The organism is Labilibaculum sp. K2S (assembly GCF_030372765.1).
GTDB lineage: Bacteria > Bacteroidota > Bacteroidia > Bacteroidales > Marinifilaceae > Labilibaculum.
The window spans coordinates 1-20,762 of the sequence record NZ_JAUCMW010000012.1 but is presented as its reverse complement, the minus strand read 5'-3'; the positions used below and the strand labels follow the sequence as shown (position 1 = coordinate 20,762).

At 36.1% G+C, this 20,762-nt stretch carries 14 protein-coding genes; 7 read left to right on the top strand and 7 right to left on the bottom strand.

Annotated features, from left to right (window positions below; genetic code table 11):
- The first annotated feature begins 140 nt into the window (after positions 1-140).
- The 3 genes from QUH73_RS13545 (at position 141) to QUH73_RS13535 (ending at position 4,844) form a co-directional block, all read left to right on the top strand.
- Positions 141-1,751: a polyprenyl synthetase family protein gene (locus QUH73_RS13545; protein WP_289530976.1), complete on the top strand. Its 1,611-nt coding sequence runs from the start codon at positions 141-143 to the stop codon at positions 1,749-1,751.
- 102 nt (positions 1,752-1,853) lie between these two features.
- Positions 1,854-2,837, top strand: coding sequence for a prenyltransferase/squalene oxidase repeat-containing protein (locus QUH73_RS13540; protein WP_289530975.1), 984 nt, complete (start codon positions 1,854-1,856; stop codon positions 2,835-2,837).
- A 192-nt stretch (positions 2,838-3,029) separates the two neighbouring features.
- The gene (locus QUH73_RS13535; RefSeq protein WP_289530974.1) at positions 3,030-4,844 is read left to right on the top strand and encodes a prenyltransferase/squalene oxidase repeat-containing protein; all 1,815 of its coding nucleotides are present in this window, start codon (positions 3,030-3,032) and stop codon (positions 4,842-4,844) included.
- A gap of 212 nt (positions 4,845-5,056) precedes the next feature.
- Here QUH73_RS13535 and QUH73_RS13530 read toward each other — a convergent pair whose 3' ends face one another.
- The gene (locus tag QUH73_RS13530; RefSeq protein ID WP_289530973.1) at positions 5,057-6,358 is read right to left on the bottom strand and encodes an exonuclease domain-containing protein; all 1,302 of its coding nucleotides are present in this window, start codon (positions 6,356-6,358) and stop codon (positions 5,057-5,059) included.
- Positions 6,359-6,566: 208 nt separating this feature from the next.
- Here QUH73_RS13530 and QUH73_RS13525 point away from each other — a divergent pair, with 208 nt between their 5' ends.
- Entirely contained in the window at positions 6,567-7,868 is a 1,302-nt protein-coding gene (locus QUH73_RS13525; RefSeq protein WP_289530972.1) for a M18 family aminopeptidase, read from the top strand.
- 289 nt (positions 7,869-8,157) lie between these two features.
- Here the strand turns inward: QUH73_RS13525 and QUH73_RS13520 are convergent, their stop codons facing one another.
- Positions 8,158-9,978: a sensor histidine kinase gene (locus QUH73_RS13520; RefSeq protein ID WP_289530971.1), complete on the bottom strand. Its 1,821-nt coding sequence runs from the start codon at positions 9,976-9,978 to the stop codon at positions 8,158-8,160.
- Positions 9,979-10,251: 273 nt separating this feature from the next.
- A complete protein-coding gene (locus QUH73_RS13515; protein ID WP_289530970.1) occupies positions 10,252-11,193 on the bottom strand; it encodes a TRM11 family SAM-dependent methyltransferase in 942 nt (313 codons plus the stop codon).
- Positions 11,194-11,623: 430 nt separating this feature from the next.
- Here QUH73_RS13515 and QUH73_RS13510 point away from each other — a divergent pair, with 430 nt between their 5' ends.
- Both QUH73_RS13510 and QUH73_RS13505 read left to right on the top strand, forming a co-directional pair.
- Positions 11,624-13,015: an OmpA family protein gene (locus QUH73_RS13510; RefSeq protein ID WP_289530969.1), complete on the top strand. Its 1,392-nt coding sequence runs from the start codon at positions 11,624-11,626 to the stop codon at positions 13,013-13,015.
- A 10-nt stretch (positions 13,016-13,025) separates the two neighbouring features.
- Complete coding sequence (locus QUH73_RS13505; protein WP_289530968.1) at positions 13,026-15,038, top strand: hypothetical protein; 2,013 nt, start codon at positions 13,026-13,028, stop codon at positions 15,036-15,038.
- 188 nt (positions 15,039-15,226) lie between these two features.
- Here QUH73_RS13505 and QUH73_RS13500 read toward each other — a convergent pair whose 3' ends face one another.
- The 4 genes from QUH73_RS13500 to QUH73_RS13485 all read right to left on the bottom strand — a co-directional run bounded on the left by QUH73_RS13500 (position 15,227) and on the right by QUH73_RS13485 (position 19,109).
- Positions 15,227-16,039, bottom strand: a complete 813-nt coding sequence (locus QUH73_RS13500) for an RDD family protein (RefSeq protein ID WP_289530967.1) — start codon at positions 16,037-16,039, stop codon at positions 15,227-15,229.
- A 275-nt stretch (positions 16,040-16,314) separates the two neighbouring features.
- Positions 16,315-16,728, bottom strand: coding sequence for a hypothetical protein (locus QUH73_RS13495; protein ID WP_289530966.1), 414 nt, complete (start codon positions 16,726-16,728; stop codon positions 16,315-16,317).
- A 398-nt stretch (positions 16,729-17,126) separates the two neighbouring features.
- The gene (locus QUH73_RS13490) at positions 17,127-18,434 is read right to left on the bottom strand and encodes a hypothetical protein (protein WP_289530965.1); all 1,308 of its coding nucleotides are present in this window, start codon (positions 18,432-18,434) and stop codon (positions 17,127-17,129) included.
- Positions 18,435-18,446: 12 nt separating this feature from the next.
- Positions 18,447-19,109: a DUF5677 domain-containing protein gene (locus tag QUH73_RS13485; RefSeq protein ID WP_289530964.1), complete on the bottom strand. Its 663-nt coding sequence runs from the start codon at positions 19,107-19,109 to the stop codon at positions 18,447-18,449.
- A gap of 693 nt (positions 19,110-19,802) precedes the next feature.
- On the opposite strand from QUH73_RS13485, the gene QUH73_RS13480 reads away from it, so the two are divergent.
- A complete protein-coding gene (locus tag QUH73_RS13480) occupies positions 19,803-20,456 on the top strand; it encodes a hypothetical protein (protein ID WP_289530963.1) in 654 nt (217 codons plus the stop codon).
- Positions 20,457-20,762: the final 306 nt, after the last annotated feature.

Sequence of the window (20,762 nt, the reverse complement as noted above, 5' to 3'; positions counted from 1 at the left end):
ATTATAAAATATTCCAGGTTTTAAAAGCCTTCTTTTTCTTTTAGAAGAGGGATTTGGAGAGGTTTAAAAGAACGACCAGACAGCGTTTGAAAAACCTGTCAGCGTCAAATACATAGGGGAAATAAGATAATTATATTGCGATGATTTTAAAAAACAACCAGTCAAATATAAGCTTCGGAAACGATTTGCCTCAGCACCCTGAAAAGTTGAAGCAGATTCGTGATTTGATTAGAGATTACGCTGCAGAATGCGAATTAATACCGCCTTTGCAGGAAGAAGAAGTCATTTTTCATTCCGGGGAATTGATCAGAAAGCATCCTGAGTTGTTTTTGTATCAAAAGCTTTTGGCTGTGATGATTAATAATTATGCATGGAGTCAAATTGTTGCCGGAATTCCTTTTAACCGTCGCATTTTGTTGTTGCCCAAGTGCATTAGTCACTCCACACTATGTCCGGCAAAGTACGATGAACTCGGATTGCTTTGTGAGCAATGTGGTCGCTGCGATTTGGCTGAAATCATTTCTCAGGCTGATGAATTGGGCTATCACACCATTGTTACTGAAGGAACTACTTCGGCAAGTTTGTTATTATCTTCGGGTCAGGTTGAATGTGTTGTTGGAGTTGGATGTTTGCATTCCTTCGAACGTTCGTTTCCTTTGGCAGTAAAAGAGGCAGTTCCATCTCTTGCAATTCCTTTGTACAATAATAATTGTAAGGATTCTAAAGTGGATAAAATCTGGTTGGATGAAGTGCTTTCCATGCGCAGTAAATCAAACTGGAAAGGATGGATTGATCTGGATTCCATAAAATCTGTGCTAAAGGATTGGTTTGCAACAGCTCAATTAAAAACACTTTTTGGGCAGGATGATGATACTGTGGATATTGCAGTTCGTTGGATGGAGACGGATGGAAAGCGTTGGCGTCCAACCATAATGCTTGCGGTTTACGATGCTCTGACAGGGAAATCCGGTGAATACGATGATACCATTCAAAAATTGGCTGTTTCCATTGAATGTTTTCACAAAGCTTCTCTAGTTCACGACGATATTGTTGACGAAGATGATGAACGATATGGCAAACCAACACTTCATAAAGAATATGATATTCCTGTGGCCTTAAATGTAGGTGATTTATTGCTTGGGTATGGCTATCAGATGATTGCGGAATCGGAAGCGAAACACATTCGTAAATTATTGAAAGTGGCAGCATGCGGACATCGGGATTTGTCGCTTGGGCAAGGCGAGGAGCTCTTGTGGAGGAACAATGAAAAATTGCTTACACAAGAAGAAATTCTGCGCATTTTCAGCAATAAAACATCTCCGGCTTTTGAAGTGGCACTGCAGTTTGGCGCAATTTTAGCCGATGCTGATGAAAATATTTTAAACATTATCTCAGAATATAGTAATGCTTTGGGGATTGCATATCAGGTTAATGATGATTTGGATGATTTCAAGCAAAAAAGGATTGTCAGTGGATTTAATACCATTCAACCATCTTTGGTTTCGACTCTCCTGAACCAAAAGCATCCTGAAAAAATGCAGGAATGGTTCGAACGGACCAAGAATGGAGATGAAAGCATCAATACTGAGTTTTTAAAATGGGCGGAGACCAGACAGGCCATGAAAGAAGCAGAAGAAATGCTGAATATTTACAAGCGAAATGCTTTGAAGGCTTTGAAACCTTTAAATAATCCAACATTGAAAATACTATTAACCCGCTTGTTGAATCGAATAGTTCCTGAGAATTCATAAACCCCCAAAGGGGGCTACTGACTTACAAATTGTATTTTTTAAAAGTCCCCTTTAGGGGATTTAGGGGTTAAAAAAGATTATAAATATACAACACATATCATCTTGAAGAAAAATATAAACTGCAATCAATTCATACTCGAAGCACTTCTAAAATCGAAAGAAGTACTAAGCGAGGAAGCACAAAGTCAAATAAAATCCTTTTTGGGTTCTCAGAAAAGCGAAGTGGGTGGCTTTACAAATCGGGCTGGAAAGGCAGATCTGTACTATTCGGTGTTTGGTTATACTTTGGCCCTGATTTTAGATGTTAAACTGGATGTTTTGGAAGAACGAAAATATCTAAAAAGGATAAAATACATAGGAAAACTGGATTTTGTGCATTCAATGTGTTTTGTTCGATGCGATTTCTTGCTGCATCTGATTGATTTAAGGCAAAAATCCAGGTTATCTGCATCTAAATTCTTGACTATTAGTTTTGCTAAAGATTTAATTCTTGCAAAAGTAGAGAAATCCTTAAAAAATAATTGCTCTGAATTGTTATGGGAACTGGAAGAGAACATAGCAAATGATGGAGGATACAATCACAACAAAAAGGGTGCAGCCAGATCTACTATTTACGCAAATTATCTGATGTGGACACTTTATCAGGACTTACAAACCGATCAGGACGTTTTGGATGAAATTACAGATGCAAATAGATTATTAAGAGCTGAAAACGGATCATTTGCCAATGAAGAGAACAGCATTGATGGTGTTACTTCTTCAACAGCTGCAGGACTGATTATGAGTTCAACCAGCGAGTTGGAAGAATTGGTAAAAACGAAGGACTGGTTGAAACAAATGCTCACCAAACGCGGGGGTTTTAAAGCGGGAGAAGGTGTTCCTGTTGCTGATTTGTTATCTACTTCAACAGCACTTCTTGCTTTGCAGGTAACGGGAGAAAATATGCAGGATTATGCTGAAAATTCCGTAAATTTCATCAATCTGCACTGGGACGAGTCCGGCGGGTTTTTTGGCAGCATTGCCGACATGACCTGTGATGTGGAATATACCTACTATGCGCTTTTGGGCTTGGGAGTACTTTCTTGAGTTAGGAGTTATTGGTTTCATTGTCATCCCGGGGAATCGAGGGATCTGTTGAATTTGGAAGAGATCCTTCACTTCGTTCAGGATGACGTACTTGAAAGTTGTAATATTAACCATCAGTGTGTTCTTTTGATTTCTAACGGTGCTTACATTTTGACTATTTTTGATTCTTGTCACTTGATACTTATTTGAAAAATGACTCCAGGCTGCGACAACATACAATCCCTCAAACAAAAACTGGATGCTCACATCACTTCTCTTCGGAATGATAAGGGATTTTGGGATGGCAGATTGTCAAGTAGTGCGCTGTCAACAGCAATTGCGGTATTTGCATTGTGGAAGTACGATCCCCAAAAATACAATATCCATATTCAACAAGGATTGAACTGGTTGGTGAACCATTCTAATTTAGACGGCGGATGGGGTGATACCGTTCGCAGCAAAAGTAATTTGAGCACAACACTTCTGACCTGGGCTTGTCTATCCATTGTGAAAAATGATCCAACTTATGCAGGCTGCATTCACAATGCTGAAAATTGGCTGACTGACCGATTGAAAAAGCTGGATCCCGAATCAATAAGTACTGCTATCTTGAATCATTATCAGAAAGATCAGACCTTTTCAGTTCCTATTTTGGCCATGTGTGCGTTATCCGGCAGACTGGGAGATAAAGGCTGGGATTTGGTGCCGCAACTGCCTTTTCAAATGGCGGTTTTTCCGGATCGACTGTTCAAATTGCTGAACCTTTCTGTAGTAAGTTATGCCATTCCGGCTTTAATAGCCATTGGCTTGGTAAAATCAGTAAATAGCAAAGCAAGTAAACCCATTGCGACTTTAAATAAATCAGTAAAAGCAAAGGTGTTGAAGGTGCTGGCCGAAAAACAACCCGATAACGGAGGCTTTTTAGAGGCTGCACCGCTAACGGGATTCGTTCTCATGAGTTTGGTGGGATCCGGAGAGAAAGAGCTTGAGGTTTGCTCTAAAGCAGCTAATTTCCTTGATAAATCGATTCGGGAGGATGGAAGCTGGCCGATTGATACACATTTGGCCACCTGGGTGACTTCCTTGTCGGTAAATGCATTGGATGATGAGAATTTGGCAGGATTGCCTGAAATAGAAAAGACTGTAAGCTGTTTACTCGATCAGCAATTGAAAGCAGTACATCCCTTTACCAAAGCAGAACCTGGCGGTTGGGCCTGGACGCACCTGCAAGGAGGAGTGCCGGATGCGGATGATACTTCGGGTGCACTGGTTGCCTTGCATCGACTGAAAGAGTTTCAGGAGATTCCAAATAAAGTGGTTGAAGATGGAATTAACTGGCTGCTGAAATTGCAAAATTCGGATGGTGGAATGCCTACATTCTGCAAGGGCTGGGGAAAATTGCCTTTTGATTGCTCTTGTCCTGATATTACTGCTCATGCCATGAAAGCACTTGCTCTTTGGAGTAAGGAAATGGATCCGGAAGTAAGAGCAAAAATCCATAACTGTTTCAGAAAAGCCTGGCGGTATATAAAATCAACACAGCAAGCGGATGGTTCATGGTTGCCACTGTGGTTTGGGAACGAAGATGATGCAAAATATCACAATCCAGTGTATGGAACTTCCATTGTTTTGTATTCCTTAACTTGCATCGAGTCAGTATGTATATTCGGATTAGGTGAAGTGAAAATTAAAGCGGTAGATTTCCTTCTTTCTACTCAGAATCAAGATGGTGGATGGGGTGGAAATGCTTCTCTGATCTCAACAATTGAAGAAACTTCACTGGCAATCAGAGCTTTGAGTAGTGCAGATAATTGGCCGCAAATAAGTAAGGGGATGAATTGGCTGCAGCAAAACTTACCCAAAGATTTATCAGAAATAAAAGCTACCCCAATCGGACTCTATTTTGCTTCCCTTTGGTATTTCGAGGATATGTATCCATTGGTATTTGCCAGCTCTGCGCTAAAAGAAGTCATAGAATCATCTGCTTTTCAAAAAGAAATGGCAAACTCATTAGTTGAGAAGACCTGACAGTTTTTTTCAACCTGTCAGCGTCTAATTTGTCTGGAAGAGCTATCTCACATTTGAAATTTGGGGTGATGGAACATGAAATTTTTAATTTCAGTTTGAGTATTGTGCTTTCGGGATTACAAATCCCTGTTCCCGAAGCCTGCAAATTACAAATTTACAGGAGCTTCTATTATCTAGCTTTTTTAACCTTTTACCTTGTGCCTTTTACCTTTCTACTCATTGCAATCTACAGCCACTCCAATCATTTCCCAAAAAATCTTTTCAGCCATTACATTTACATGATATTCTATGGCTTTTCGGTTCTTGCGGCCTTTTGCTGAGAAAGAATCTACCTGAGCGGTAATCAGGTAATCAACATTTTTGGAAACTACCCGTTTTACGATTAAACCACGCTCTTTAACCAATTGCTGAGCCAATTCCCGATCGATACGTTGTCCGTTTATTTTGCAATTTAAATGGCCAGAGAAACAAACACTCTTGCCTTTTAATGATTTTAGTTGCTTTTGAACGCCCGGAGTAGTGATTTGGATTTTAGTTCGTTCATATTCTATCAATAATTTCAGATCCTTTGGCAGAATGCACAGCAATTCAGAAACCAGATTTATATCTTCCATTTCAGAATTGGTTAAAATCTCATCGAGCAGGTAAATTCGAATTAACTTTCGCAAATATTCCTCATGAATTTCCATAACCTGATCTTTGGATAGTTTGTAATCCGAAGCCAGTTCTACCAATGAAACGATTTCTTTTTCGCTAAGAATACGATCGGCAAGAGCACGATCCAGAACGTTTAAATATTGACGTACAGGAACTGAATCTCCGGCATTGGAGGTCAATCGGTTTAATAGGTCGTAAAGTCGTGTTTTTTGAATGTTTGCAATGTTTTTTGCCTCTTTACGCTTGATGAAAATATTGCGTTCTTTCGGACAATCTTCAATAGTAATAACAGATAGAAAATCTTTTACAAAACCTTCTATTTCAAATTGCTGGTTGTACAGGTTTTTAAGGATAGAGAAAAGCTTTGCTGTTGCCAATGAATCAGCCTTAGCGGTATGTCGGGCCGATAAATCGATGTCGTAATAAGTACATAGCTGTTCCAATCGGCGTAAGCCAGAGTCAGGAACAACCAAATTGGACAAATTTAGGGTGCAGATACCTTTAAAATCAGAAAGTTCTCCCTTCAGTGCAGGTTGTAAAAACCGGATGGCAAAATCAAGGTCATGCGCAACTAATGTTTTGCCGTTTAAGCGGGATAAAATATCTGGTGCAATTTCCGAAATGGAAGGTGCATTTTTCACCATTTCATCTGTAATTCCATGAATTTGGAAGCCTTCAATATCCTTTCCCGGGTTAACTAATGTTTCGTAGCTATCGAGAAGCTCGCCGTTCCAATTTACAGTTTGAATGGCGAGTTCGATTAAATGATCGCCGTGTTGAGGTGAAATACCAGTTGTTTCGAGTGAAATAACGGCAAATTGATGCTTGTAAAGTTCGAGTATCGGGTCGCTTGTCATGGGTAGATTTGGCTTAGTTTTTTTTGATTGGTAACAAATATAATATTATTGAAGAAATATATGACGTGAATTATGAGTTGTGAATGATAAATTATGAATTTAAGTTTACATGTAAGTGCATTAATAACTCATCATTTATAATTCCTAATTCTTAAAAATAATGTAGTTTTGAGACTCAGAAATAGAAAACACAAAATAATTATACACTATGAATATCGACAAACAACAGGCACAGGAACTGATTGATTTCATTCATGAAAGTCCGAGTACTTACCATGCTGTAAATAATATCCGTGAAGAATTAAACGAAGCAGGATTTCAGGAATTGGATCTTCGTGAAGAATGGACTCTTGAAAAAGGAGGGAAGTATTTTACAACAAAAAATGGTTCGGCTCTTTTCGCTTTTGTAATTGGTAAGGGGGAAATTGAAGAAGAAGGTTTCCAATTGATCTGTGCACATTCTGATGCGCCTGGATTTAAGATCAAACCAAATCCTGAGATAGCAGTAGAAGGAAATTATCTGAAGCTGAATACAGAAGTATATGGCGGGCCGATTTTACGAACCTGGATGGATCGTCCGCTTTCCATTGCTGGCAGAGTATCTGTAAAATCAAACGATCCGTTGAATCCTGAACATTTGTATGTGAAGATTGACCGCCCCTTGATGGTGATTCCAAATTTAGCCATTCACATGAATCGTGAGGTGAATGAAGGTGGTGCCCTAAATAAACAAAAGGACATGCTTCCATTACTTGCCATGATAACTGATGATTTGGAAAAGGACAATTGTTTGGTAAACCTGATGGCTGAGGAGTTGAAGATTGATGCCGAAGCCATTATCGATTTTGATATTAATTTATTCGAAGTGGAAAAAGGCTGTATTCTGGGCTTGAATGAGGAGTTTATTTCTGCCCCAAAATTAGACGATTTGGCCATGGCACATGCCGGATTAAAAGCGTTATTGGCCACAGGCGAATCGAAGAAAACCAGAATATTGGCCATTTTCGACAACGAAGAAGTGGGAAGTGTAACCAAGCAGGGAGCAGGCTCGCCGGTTTTGCGTCATTTACTGCAGCGCATTGTTTTTAAACTGGGAAAAGATATGGAAGCGTTTCATAGAGCCATTTATAATTCTTTCATGATTTCGGCAGATATGGCTCATGCTGTGCATCCAAATGGTTCAGATAAACACGATCCTACCAATCGTCCGTACATCAACAAAGGACCGGTAATTAAGATTCATGCCAACCAAAAATACACCACCGACGGCGATTCGGGAACCGTATTCGAAACCTTGTGTAAAAATGCCGAAGTTCCTTACCAAAAGTTTGTGAACCGTTCCGATTTAGTGGGAGGCAGCACTCTTGGTAATGTTTCCACCGGTCAGGTAGATATCCGTACAGTAGACATCGGAAACCCTATGTTTGCCATGCACTCTGTTCGCGAAATGGGTGGTGTTAAAGACAATGTGTACATCCGTAAAGTATTTACTTATTTCTTTGGATTGTAGCAAAAACTAAAATCTAAGAAAAGGCAGCACCAAGGTGCTGCCTTTTTTGTTTTGACGGCCCTGCTAAGTTTCTTGGGTAATTCAATGAGTAGCCTTATCTAACGACAGAAGTGGGTAATGCGCCAAGTAAGCAAGCCGTTTAAATTTACTTATTTATCTTTTAAGCAAGCCCGTTTTTAAATCAGGAACACCTTTAAAATAGGCTAGTGTCCTGTAATTTTAAAACCCAAAGATTCCATAGGTCTACTCATCGCCTCAATAGCGAATCTTGTAATATTAAACGTTTTGGCTATGAATCACTCTCTTGCGGCAATGATATAATAAACTCACTGCCCTTATTTACTTCGCTCTTTACGATAATTGAACCTCCATTTCGTTCAATAAATTCTTTACAAAGAATGAGTCCCAATCCGGTGCCCTTTTCATTATTGGTTCCTTTGGTTGATATATCCTTGTCTATTTGGAATAAATTATCAATAACTTCAGGAGACATCCCCACACCGGTATCGGTAATATGGAGACTGATGCTATCTTCATTAACCTGTGAATCAATGGTGATTTGCCCTCCTTTATGTGTAAATTTTATAGCGTTGTTTACTATGTTTCTAATGAATGTTAAAGCTGTATTTTTATCAATGGATACAATCACTTCAGCTTGAACCTTATTGATTATTTTAATGTTTTTAGAATCGGCATTTAACAAATAGGTAGAAATACTTGTCGCTACCAATTCTTTCAGATTTACTTTTTCTTTATTGATTCTAATTTCATCCGTTTGAGTTCTAGCCCAAGTTAAAAGGTTATCGAGTAAGCTATATGCATTAAGAGATGAGGTATTAATTTCTTGAATACAATTTTTTCTTTCCAAATCGTCAAATGAATCATATTCCGTAATCAATAAGTCTGAAAAACCAATTATGCTGCTAAAGGGACTTTTAAGGTCATGGGAAATAATTTTAAAGAACTTATCCTTAGTTGCATTGGCACTTTCAGCCGCAGCTTTAGATTTTGTTAGTTGCTTCTCAATATTTTTTTGTTCGCTTATATTTGAATCAATAGAAGCTATGCCAAAAGGATTGTCTTCTTCGTCAGTTAGTAAGGATAAAGTCATAAGCACAGGGATTTCCTTGCCATCCTTTTTCAATCGCAAGCACTCAACATCACGAACCAATTTACCTTCTACGCAAAGTTTAATCAACTCATCCATTTTTTCATGATCTCCATCCGGCACCAGTAGCTGACTTGATTTGTTAACTAATTCCTCTCTTGAAAAGCCATATACATTCACAGCCTCATTGTTCATTTCCTGAATATTGCCATGCAAATCTTCTATAAAGCATGGATTTGTTCCATCCAGAAATACCTTGGAGAGTTTTCTGATTTCATTTTCTGCCAACTTTCGTTCGGCTATTTCCTGTTGAAGTTGCGCATTAAGTTGCTCCCTTGTTGTTATTTCTGCCTTCAAATCCATATTAAGCGCTTCGTTACGAATACCTAATTCAAACGCACGCACACTGGCATCATGCATCACTTTACCAGCGCGCAATAAAATCGCAATGAAAAACAAAGAAAGCAAACCCATAAAATTGTAGAGAATTCCTCCTTCATAGAAAAACCGTAGTGATACCGGCAATGCAGAGAGGAATAAAAATGAAATATAAGATGGTCGCCATGTATAATAGGTTGCGATAGCTGCAGTACTCATAGGGATAACAAATATTGGCCATACTAACTGATATGCAAATTGTTCGCTTGGCCAGAAGAATACAAAGGGAATGACCCACGTTAAGCCGGAAACAATAACACCGATGGTATGAAGCTTTGCCCATCGATCAATATCTGAGTTTATTGCATCTCTTCTTTTAAACGCAATAACAATACCGCCTCTTGCTAAAGTGAGGATTATTATTATTCCCGCCCACAAGGAAAGTTTCCATTGAGGAACAATCTCCCAAAAAACGACACTGGCAGTAAGTGAAACGAGTAAAACACCAATCAGGCTAATCTGGGTTTGCTGATAAAGCAGTTTAATCTGGGCATCACGTACTTTTTGATCGATATTGGTGTATTCTTTTGTAGCTAATTTGTCTATTACCTCATTATTCCTCATAATAATGTCACTTTTGTGAATACGCGTTTTGGTTCATATTTTTTTCATACTGACTCTCTCAGTTAAGTAAAACAATTTAAAAACACTCTTACCTCTGTGACCGTTAAAATATAACAACACGACTGAACATCCTAATAAACTTTAAGTATTTGTGACTCACAATAACACCGGAAAAAGCTCTTTTTCGTTTTGGGAAATTGGGGGTGGCTATTATACTCCAATACGCTTGGTAATGTTTCAAGGGTCTCTGAGCAGGAGCTTTATCCTCATTAGCTATCCATTCTTTTCACAAACCCATATTTTTCGGGCGAAATTTCCCTTTCTACTTTTACTAACGCTGCAATAATCTGATATTCTGAATCCGGTGTTGCTGATTAAGTCTGTAATATCTGAGGTAGATACAATAACAAGTCGATCTGTGATTTCTGCTGTCGACTCAATAATGTGTAAGATATCAGTATCAGTTGCATTGGTGAACAAATTATAGGGCAGATCGATAATGGCAGCCTCATACCTATTGCTAATGTCTTTAATATCCGAGTGATATACATTTGCAGTATAGTTGAAGTGTGAAAGATTTTTTCGGGCATTCTTACATGTTTTTTCGTTAATGTCGCAGCCCTCAATGTTATTTCCTGCAAAACAGGCTTCCAACATGATTGTGCCAACACCACAACATGCATCCAGTATCTTTTTCTCTTTGCTTGCCTTTGCTGCAATATTGACAAGAGCTTTGGCAATATTTACACCTATTGAGTTACTGAAAGAGCATGGTTTTTGCTTGTGCTTGTGCCAGGCTATGTTGTTTTTAATTGAAACACCAAAATACCAAACACCCTCGTAACAACACAAAGCATAAGTAATTGTTGGGTTGTAATAATCATGAACACCTTCAATGCGGTAGCCAATATCTCTTAATTTATTTAGCCTGTCAGTATACTCAGTTGCATCACCGTCAACCACTAAATATTCAATTTTGAAACCTTCAATTCGTATATTTTCTTTTTTGATTTCATTTAGTAAGGTAGAGTAATCGTTAGAACATGAAATAATGTCAAGTCTGTTCTTAATGAAAGCACTGCTTGAAGGATCTATTTTTAGATCGGAAAAAAGCAGCTTGTTCTTTTCTTCCTTATTAAAAATGTATCTCGATTCGAGCGTGCACAACTCCCTTTCGGTACTATCGCAATTAAAGGAATATAGATATTTGTTCATCTGCATATTTTTTCGCCTTACATGCAAAGATGATACTATAAAATCAAATCCCATCTTTTGTTCTTGATATTCTTTTTTTTGTGTGATTTTAGCATTGCCCGTTAAGGCACATCCTTTACAAAAGGTAAAGAGCAGACTTTACACCAAATTGGTGAATCGTTCCCATATAGTGGGAGGGAGCACACCAGATAATTATAACATATTTTCCTGAGTGGTTAATTTATTTTCATGTTTTAACCGTTTATTATCCATGCTGAAATAGCATAATTATAAATACAATGCATCTCATTAATAAGTGTTTTAAAGAAAACAAATTAAAAAATAAATCGTTTAGCAAAAACTATAATTTATGTTGCGGTTTCATCACTAAACGTACCAATTCAATATATTTATTTATTTTTACGCAACACAAACATAATTCCATTTAATAATGAAAAAGCTCTACCTAAAACATCTCATAGCATTGAGTGTTATTTTCACATGCTTTGGATCATATGCTCAAGTTCAGAATATGGTACTTAACCCTGGTTTTGAAGTGTATGAAAAATGTCCTGAAAGTTACACTTTTATGGACCACACACATAAATTAGTTCCTAACTGGACCTACCCAACAGCTACTACTCCCGATTATTTCAATGAGTGTGGCTCTAATGAAGTAAAAGTACCAGATAATTTTGCAGGATACAGCAAAGCTAAATCTGGTAAAGGGTACGTGGGAGCTATTTTAAGTGGAAGTAACCGCGATTTCAGAGAGTACATTCAAGGTACCTTAAGCAACCCTATGCAAGATGGTCAAAAATATTGTGTTTCATTTTGGTACAAATTAGCATCTGGAAGTAAATTTGCTGTTGATCAGTTGAGCCTGCATTTTACAGATTCAGAAATAACGAATGATAATAAAACATTTTTAAACTTAAAGGCGCATTTAACGAATAAAGAGGGTTTATTTTTAGACAATACAGACGAATGGGTTCAGTTCTGTCAGGTATATACAGCTAAAGGAGGTGAGGAATACTTTGTTGTGGGTAACTTTAATAACTATGATAATACAAACTATGTAGTTACTGGTCGTGATACTAAGAATAAAAAAGGCAAGACATATGCTTACTACTTTTTCGACGATTTTGAGATTCGTCCGCTAGATGATTGTAATATGTGTGCATGCGTTCCTAAAGATTTAGCATGCGTGGTTATTGATTCTTCTTACACAGGAGGTCTAAATCCGGTTACAGGTCAAGTTCATAAAATAATAAATGATGGCAGCATTAGCTTAAAAATATCAGGAGGAGAACCTCCTTATACTATTGATTGGAGTAACGGAACAAAAAATGCACAAAAAATTCAAAACCTAAAAGCAGGTTCATATACTTATCAGGTAAGTGATCAAAACAATTGCCACTCGGAGGGTAATATTGTTTTTAAAGAGCCCCTGCTGACTAAAGATGCTTTTACCGAGGGATTAAGAAATATTGAAGAAGGAGGTGCTCTTATTTTAAATAATATTTTCTTTGAAACTGGTAAAAGTACGCTTTTGCCAACTTCATTTGAAGAACTTGATAAAGTAGTCGGTTTTTTAAAAGAAGGAACAGTTAGTTTGATTGAGATTAGCGGTCACACTGATGATGTGGGTTCTGATGAATTAAACCAAAGTTTAAGTCAGCAGCGAGCAGAGTCTGTGGTTACGTATCTTGTTGGCAGAGGAATCAATTCTCAAATAATCAAAGCTGTTGGGTATGGAGAATCTAAGTTTTTAGATACCAATAAAACAGAAGTTGGACGATCAAAGAATCGTCGTGTGGAATTTTTAGTACTCAAAAAATAAACTCTTACTTATGAATTCAAGAAAAATAAATATACTAATCATTTCGCTGTTACTATCATTTATTAGTTTAGCACAGAAGCCTAAAAAAATATACAATAATTATCTGTTCAAAGGCATGGAGGCAAGTGCAAAGGCTGATATTGACAAAGAACTTGGTAAGGCTAAGGAAGATTTTGATAACGTTTTATTGGAAGAACCTGAATCAGCAATGGCTAATTTAGGACTAGCCATTGTTTACTCATATGATAAATATTCTGACAAAGATTATTTTAAAGCCTGGGGATACTTTCAGAAAGCTTATGAAGCACAATCTCAGTTTACTGCAGACGATAACGATGTTTTAAACGATTTGTTTGCTAAACAAGATAAAAAGCGCAGCAATAGAACTGTAATTAAAAACATGGACTGGCAGCGCCAACAAGTGGAAGATAAGTTGATTAAATTTGTGCGGGAGGAAAATAATACAGATTATGCCAAGAGGTTTTTAAAAGAATTCCCTGATTCGAAATACTATACCAATGTTTCACACATCTTGAATTACATCCTATTTCGTGAAGCCGAGAATAAAAATACTGTTGCTGCATTTAATCAATTTTTAACGAATTATCCTGAATCAGCTCAAGCTGATATCGCAATAAAGATGCGCAATCAGTTAGCCTATAAAACTGCTGTCAATGAGGGATCATTAAATAGTTACCGGAATTTTGTTGAAAAATATCCTGAGGCTGCTCAAGTTGATGAGCTTAAGAAATTAATGGAAGGAATGGCTTTTAAAGAAGCATACGATAAAAATACACTTGAAGCTATTGAGCATTTTATAGTAGAATTTCCTAATTCATCAAAAATGTCGGAAGCTAAAGCTGTAAAACAGAAATTGCTTTTTGAATGGGCTAAAAGTGTAAATAGCTTAGAGGCTTATAACAAATTTGTGTCTTCATTCCCCGAAGGCAGTCGTTACGTTGATATTTTTAATCTAAAAGCCAGTGTATTAGGAGAAGAGATCCTTACGGATTTTCCAATGGAAAATTACCAATTTGTGAAAGGATTCGATAACCAGCAGTTTAACGATTTTGGGGGTGGAATTGCCAAACGCCCAAATGGAGAGCTTGTAGTAGCTGCATCGTCGTGCAAAGCAGAGGGAGAAATGTATGACTCTTGGCTTTTAGGCTTAGATACCAGTGGAAAAATGATTTGGAATAAGATGTTAGGAAACCGTTTTGATGATCTTGTAAATAAAGTGAGCATAAGCGCTCAGAACGAAATTTATGTTGCCGGTATTACTGATGCCATAGTTGATAGTGTGAAAGGGCAGGCGTGGCTTTATAAGCTCGATGCCAATGGTAAAAATATATTTAATCAAAGAATTGATATGGATGAAGTACTTGATTTTGTAGTTGATCCCGACAATAAAATTTTAGTTGCAGGCTATAGCAAAAACACAAACGATTCAACTTTTACGCCTGGTTTAGTAAAGCTCAATGCCAATGGTAAAATGTTGTGGTTCCGTGCCTACTCAAGCAAGGGCAAGCTTTATAATTTAGCTGGTGATACATCAGGTATTGCTTATGCTGCTGCCGGCAATTGGATATTTGCTGTTAACCAGGCAGGTTATTTAAAATGGGATATTTTGTTGGATCAAGGTGTAAAATCAACCGCTGTTGGTATTAATGGAAACAATAAACTGGTTTTTGCCGGTTTAAATGCTACAGGAGCTTTTGCAAGTGCATATAATACAAATGGGGAAAAGATTTGGGAATCTCCTATTCCTGTTTCTGGAAATGGAAATATAGAACAAATTATAAGTTTACCTGATAATAGTTTTGTTGTTGCAGGAACATTTAATAACAAAATTAAAGTAGTCCATATTGACGAAACAGGTAGTATTAAATCAGAAAAAGAATTTAGTTTACCACAAGGAATCAAACTAAACGATTTAACAGCTGCTGATGGAAATTTTGTAGCAATTAGTGCCACAAGATTAACGGAAAAAGGCGATTTAATTGTATTTGAAATGGAGCTATAAAAAAAAGATTCGTAAAAAAGGACTTTTCTTTTTTACTAGCTGAATTCAACCCACAAATGCAACTTCTGGGGTAAAGGTTTCACCTTATCTACCGACCGAAGGGAGATCACGACACGAAGTAAGTCATGCGCCCAATAAGCAAGCCGATTAAATTTACTTATTATCTATTGGAAGAGGCACAGTGGCGGTCAATAGACTGTTACCTGCCTACTGGATTTCAACGCGTTTTTTATTATTCTAGTTTTTGATAATCTATCATGTAAGCCTATTTTATCATTTAAAATTGGTACCCAATAAAATATTGTTAATCTACTAAGGTTTCTTATAAGAATATCCTTTAGTGTCGGATTGCCATTATCCATTCGGATAATCATAATGCCAAAAATAATTTTTCCAAATGTCTTTGACAAAGAAGTTTCTAAAATTAACCTATAAGCAAAATTTACTAATAATATTTCGACTGGAAACCATAGAATTATTAAGAACTTATTAAGAATCAATCCAATTATAATTACTATAAACCAGTCAAACAAAAAGGCGAAGCATCTCGCAATATTAATTTTCTTATTCTCTATAAAAACAGGTAATCTGTTTACTAAACTATGTATATTCAAAATCTTAAAAATCCTTACGAATAGTATTATAATAAAAGGATAAATAGGTAAATAATAAACCATTTTAAAATTCAAAGTCATGCTACTAATGACATTCGGCGAAATCTGATATTGAGAGATTTTTAGTATCAATAAAACATCAATAATAAATCCAGCAATTACTAAAGAAATTATAATAAGTAAATCATTCCATTTTATCTCTCGATTTTTAATTATCGAAATCCCAGCAATAAAACCAAAAATCAAAGAATAAGTCAACCTGTAATTAAAGTCTGGATATTCAAGATTCTGAATGTTGATAAAGACAAAGTTTTCAAGTATACTTAAAATCAGAAAACTCAATCCGATTAAAATCAATGTAGTAATTAGAGTATTTAATTGTCTCATGTTGCGAGTTCTGTTAAAATGCCATACAACGATATTGCAAAGTTTCTTGGGCGATTTCAAAAAGTAATCTTATCTACCAACTGAAGGGAGTCATGCGCCAAGTAAGCAAACCGATTAAATTTACTTATTTATATTTTGAGCGAGACAAGTTTAATTGGTTTGCTGGTGTTTCATAATTGCATTAAACTTTCAACCCTGGTAGCTATCGGGGGCTTATCACCGCCCATGGTAATTTAGCTTTTATTGAACGCTTAGGTGTTGTGTTCAGTATTTTATTATTCAATCTTTATAGGCAAGGTGAATTGAGGTATTTTGCAATTCATATATCCTGTTTTTTCGATTTCAAGCTTCGAAAAGTGTCCTAATATTTTTGCCGTATTTTCTTCAATGAACTTAAAATTACCAAACTTTTCATCTAATCTTATTTCGATGCTATCATTTGGATTTGAATATGATTTAAGTTTCACAAAGACTATTTGATGATTAATTAAAACAGTATTTACCGTATCGCATTCGGCAAGAACCATTATTTTACCATGATAGTTTCCTCCCAAATTCAAAGGTTTATTTTTAACATTATTTTTTAATCTATAGCAAAAAGGAAATACTGGGTCAATGATTGTTTCTTCTTGGCAAAAGACATTCTCAACCCCAAAAAAAATAAAAACTATTATTATTAATACTCTCATGACTTTAATATTCTGACTAACGGTTTTGCTAAATTTCGGGGGCGATTTAAAGGTTTTTCCTTATCAATGCGACAGTAAGCAAGCTGATTAAATTTACTTACTTATATTTTGAGCAAGCCAAATTTACAAGGCTTGCTGGTGTTTATTAATTGCACTAAACTTTCCCCCGCTACCGCACGAATCCTTTCGTGTGGCTTTTATCTTTTTATCGAAGAACGCGATACAATCGCGCACTAGCGGGGGCATTAGAAAGCACTTTCCTTTCGGATTGCTAAGTAGCCGGAGCGAAGGTTTGACACCTGCTATTTGACGAACCGTCGAAGCTGCGCTTCGGCGGGGTTAAAGAATACGCAAATGTTTCAAATACATCGCATCTGCGCTATGCCCTATACAAAATGTTAGGGGGCGTAATTGCTTACTTTTCTTTCAAGTTCTTCAAATAATCTGTTAAAATATTCATTGTGATGCATCATAAACATTTTAGTATTATTCATTTTCTCAAACGCATTCTGCGGTATAGGAGCATATCTTTCTTGGATTTGTGTTTCCTGCTCAGTATTTTGTAAAACATATAATAATTGTTCCTCAAGACTTTTAAAACCATTGTTTACTATTGATTGATTTCGAATCATTTTGTATGTCTTGAAATAATCTTCTAATCTTACCTTTATTACACTAGAATTTCCATTCAACAAGACAGAATATTTGTCACTTATTCTCCTTAAAAAAGTATTCAAAACAACTGCTCTTAGTTTCTCATTTTTATGAATTGAATATGAAAGCATATCGCAAATAAAAAATGAATACAAGTCAACTTCTAGCTTACTTACTAATCCATAATCGTTTTTGTTTGATTTAAAAGAAGTCAAAAAGTTTGAATATGTCTGCTCTCCGATTTTGAAGGCAATATTTATTATTTCATTTGGTAAAAAACGACTGTTTTTGTTTTCCGTCCTTACTCCATTTTTTTTAGAATCTGCTTTTTGTCTGTGATTGTTTTCTTTAGTTTTTTGTATGCGTGTTTTAGGTGGAGTGTTTTCTGAACTTTTTGTCTTTTTAGCATTAGGTCTTTTAGGTTTATTTCTTAATTGTGAAATTATACCAACAAGCAATCCAATGCATATAATCAAAACATAAATAAGCAACATAGTCTTGCCCCATAGGTAGCATAAGGCCACTCCCAAGAGCAAGATTGAGATTTTTGTAATGTTACCTGTAATTATTTCTTTTATTTTCCTGTTTTCTTCATTGAGTATGTTTTTATCACGATTGTCCTGTTCTCGATTATGAATTATCTTGATATTATCCTCAATTTCTTTTTTGGTTAAATCCTCATTAGGGAGAGCATGTGCAAAGGAACTTCTTATTTGTTCTAATAGGACTTTAATTTCAGGTGTGAATCCAAAGCTTAGTTTCTCAAGTTCAATGTATAAATCTTGTAGAGTTTGATAAAAACTAGAAATTAGTTTCTTATTCTCTGAATGCGCAATTTTCTTAATTTGTCCTCCAATTAAAACTTCATTAAGTAATTCACTTACCGCAATATTATCAATTCCTGTTCTAATCGGAGTCATATGTCCTCTACCATCGGATGTTTCACTTATATGTCCACCTGAAGATTGTTTGTTATTTTCTATTAATGATTTAAGTGAATCAATCAAATCATAATAGTCGTTGATGTCATTTGTGTTTGATGTTGTTGTCATTTTTATTAAAGATTAGCGATTTAGGTCATGTTCGCAAAGAGTAACAAAACTATGTAAGTGTTTTCTCATATAAAGAGTCTTTGCTGAAAAATAAGTCACACCTAACAGGAAGCATCCTATAAAATAATTTGTTAAATCATGTTCTTTATTAATTACTTTAGTTATTTCGGTAACATTCGAGTTATAATCACTTATTGAATACGCTCCTTCAACACCGTTCCAATTTGGATGAGTATACTCACAAAGAGAATCATAATATTTTCTAATACCATTTATCTCTTTATCTAGCTTGTCAATATAGTTCAGAATATTAGTGGATTTATACTCTTCACTATATCGAGTACCAAGTATTATTTTAGTAATGTCTTCATCAAAATCATCTGTCAACTGATTATTACTTATAGATTTATCAAAAGAAACAAATACTTTATTTGTAATTGCAAGGTTTTCTATAATTGCACGGATTAGCGGTATTGCTGGTATTATATGATTACTTTCTAGTAAAATAACAATTGATTCACTAAAATCTATCATTCTCCTGCTTATCACTTCAATGAATGATTGAACCTTCAATGGTAATTTGTCAATTCTAGAAAGAGAAAAGTGGTCAATCTTATCTAATGAATTGACTTTTAAATCTTCTATAATTGTTTTCACAACATTAATATCACTCATAGTCATTAATTTTTATTGCCGAGTAGTTCGTTATTTTTTATGCCCCCTAACTTATAAATAAACACAAGGCTGTTTATTTCGATTATCTAATTTTAATAGTGTGCTTCCCTCCAAAATAGGACAGACCAACAACAACTTTCTCTAAAGGCCATTAAAACTAAGCATTAAATGGATTAAACAGTAGTAATTTAGGTAGAGAAATCAATTAGCACAACTAAAAAAGAACTGCTCTACATAACACGAGTAGTAATGGTACGAGCGGAAGCTTTGCAATGGTGAAAATTACCTGTACATAATCCATTGCAAGTCCTGCAATGCTTCCTCCAAGGCTTGCAGAGCCTATTTTGAGTGTTACAAAGCCCATTCTAAGTCCTACAACATTCATTTTGAGTTCTGCAATGCTCATTTTGACCTCACAGAGCCCATTTTGAGTCTTGCAATGTTCATTTTGACCTCACAGAGTCCATTTTAACCTCTACAAAGCTCATTATGAGTGTGCGGAAAATAGTCAGCTGTTCATAACACTTATTTTAGTCTGTAGCCTGCAATTTTACTATAAAGTAGAGCTTAATTCATTGGATGCTCGAGTAATAATTAAAATTAATATTACTTAATAAATTTGTTATGTAATTATAGTTATGTAGATTCAAGACCGAATTAATTAAACGTATATAAATTTAAAAACTAAAATCAATGACTTTTATTAGATCAGAATCAAAATTTTTAGAACGTTCGCGTATCGCGTTAAGCAATGCTGAATTGCATCCAGATATTAAAGCTGCTTTGATTCCTTTTGGTATCGATGATGCAAAATTCGCCGAAGGTTGGGCGGTGTACAACAAAGCCAAAAGTGTTTGGGAATTAAATGCAAAAGAAGTTGCGGAAACAAGTGTTGCCTCAAACGCTTACAATACCGCATATGAGGAGTTGGAAGCAAAGTTTAAAAGGCATCGCGATTTAACCCGGATTCTTTGTACAAAAGATCCTGATACGCAAGTAAGGTTGGGCGTAACAGGGTATTTTCCATCGAAATACAACGAGTTTTTCGACCGGGTAAAATTGTTCTACACCACACTTGCAGCCAATGCACTTATTCAAGAAAAACTTGCAGTAATTAAGTTGACTCCTGAGCTGGCTGCAACCTGTCTGGCAGAACTCGATGCGCTGCTTGTTCTTCGATCTGAGTTCGACAAAGAAATGGGGGAGTCGCAGGTCGCAACCGAATCGAAGAATGCTGCGCTGCACGAATTGAGCGATTGGATGGAAGATTTCGATATCCTTGCAAAACTTGCCCTTTACGATACACCTCAACGCCTCGAAGTATTAGGTGTTTTGGTTAAAAGCTAAGTCCAAAAAACTCTAAGATATAAAGCACAGCCCAATTGTTGATTTCAACTTTTGGGCTGTGTTTTTTTGTGCATAGCTAATTATGGGGAATTTGTATTCGAAAATATTCAAAGAAAGGGAAAAGCAGCAGCGCTGCGAAGTATTTGTAGAAATTACAAGCTGGATTTTAAAAAAGGTGCAGCGCACCGCAGCTTTTATTAATACGAATCGGTATTTGGTCATGCTCTTACTGGTATTTACAGATACTGCCCCGGTACTCTGTACCTAAAAATCATGAACATGGCTGTTGCTACAAATACCACGGTG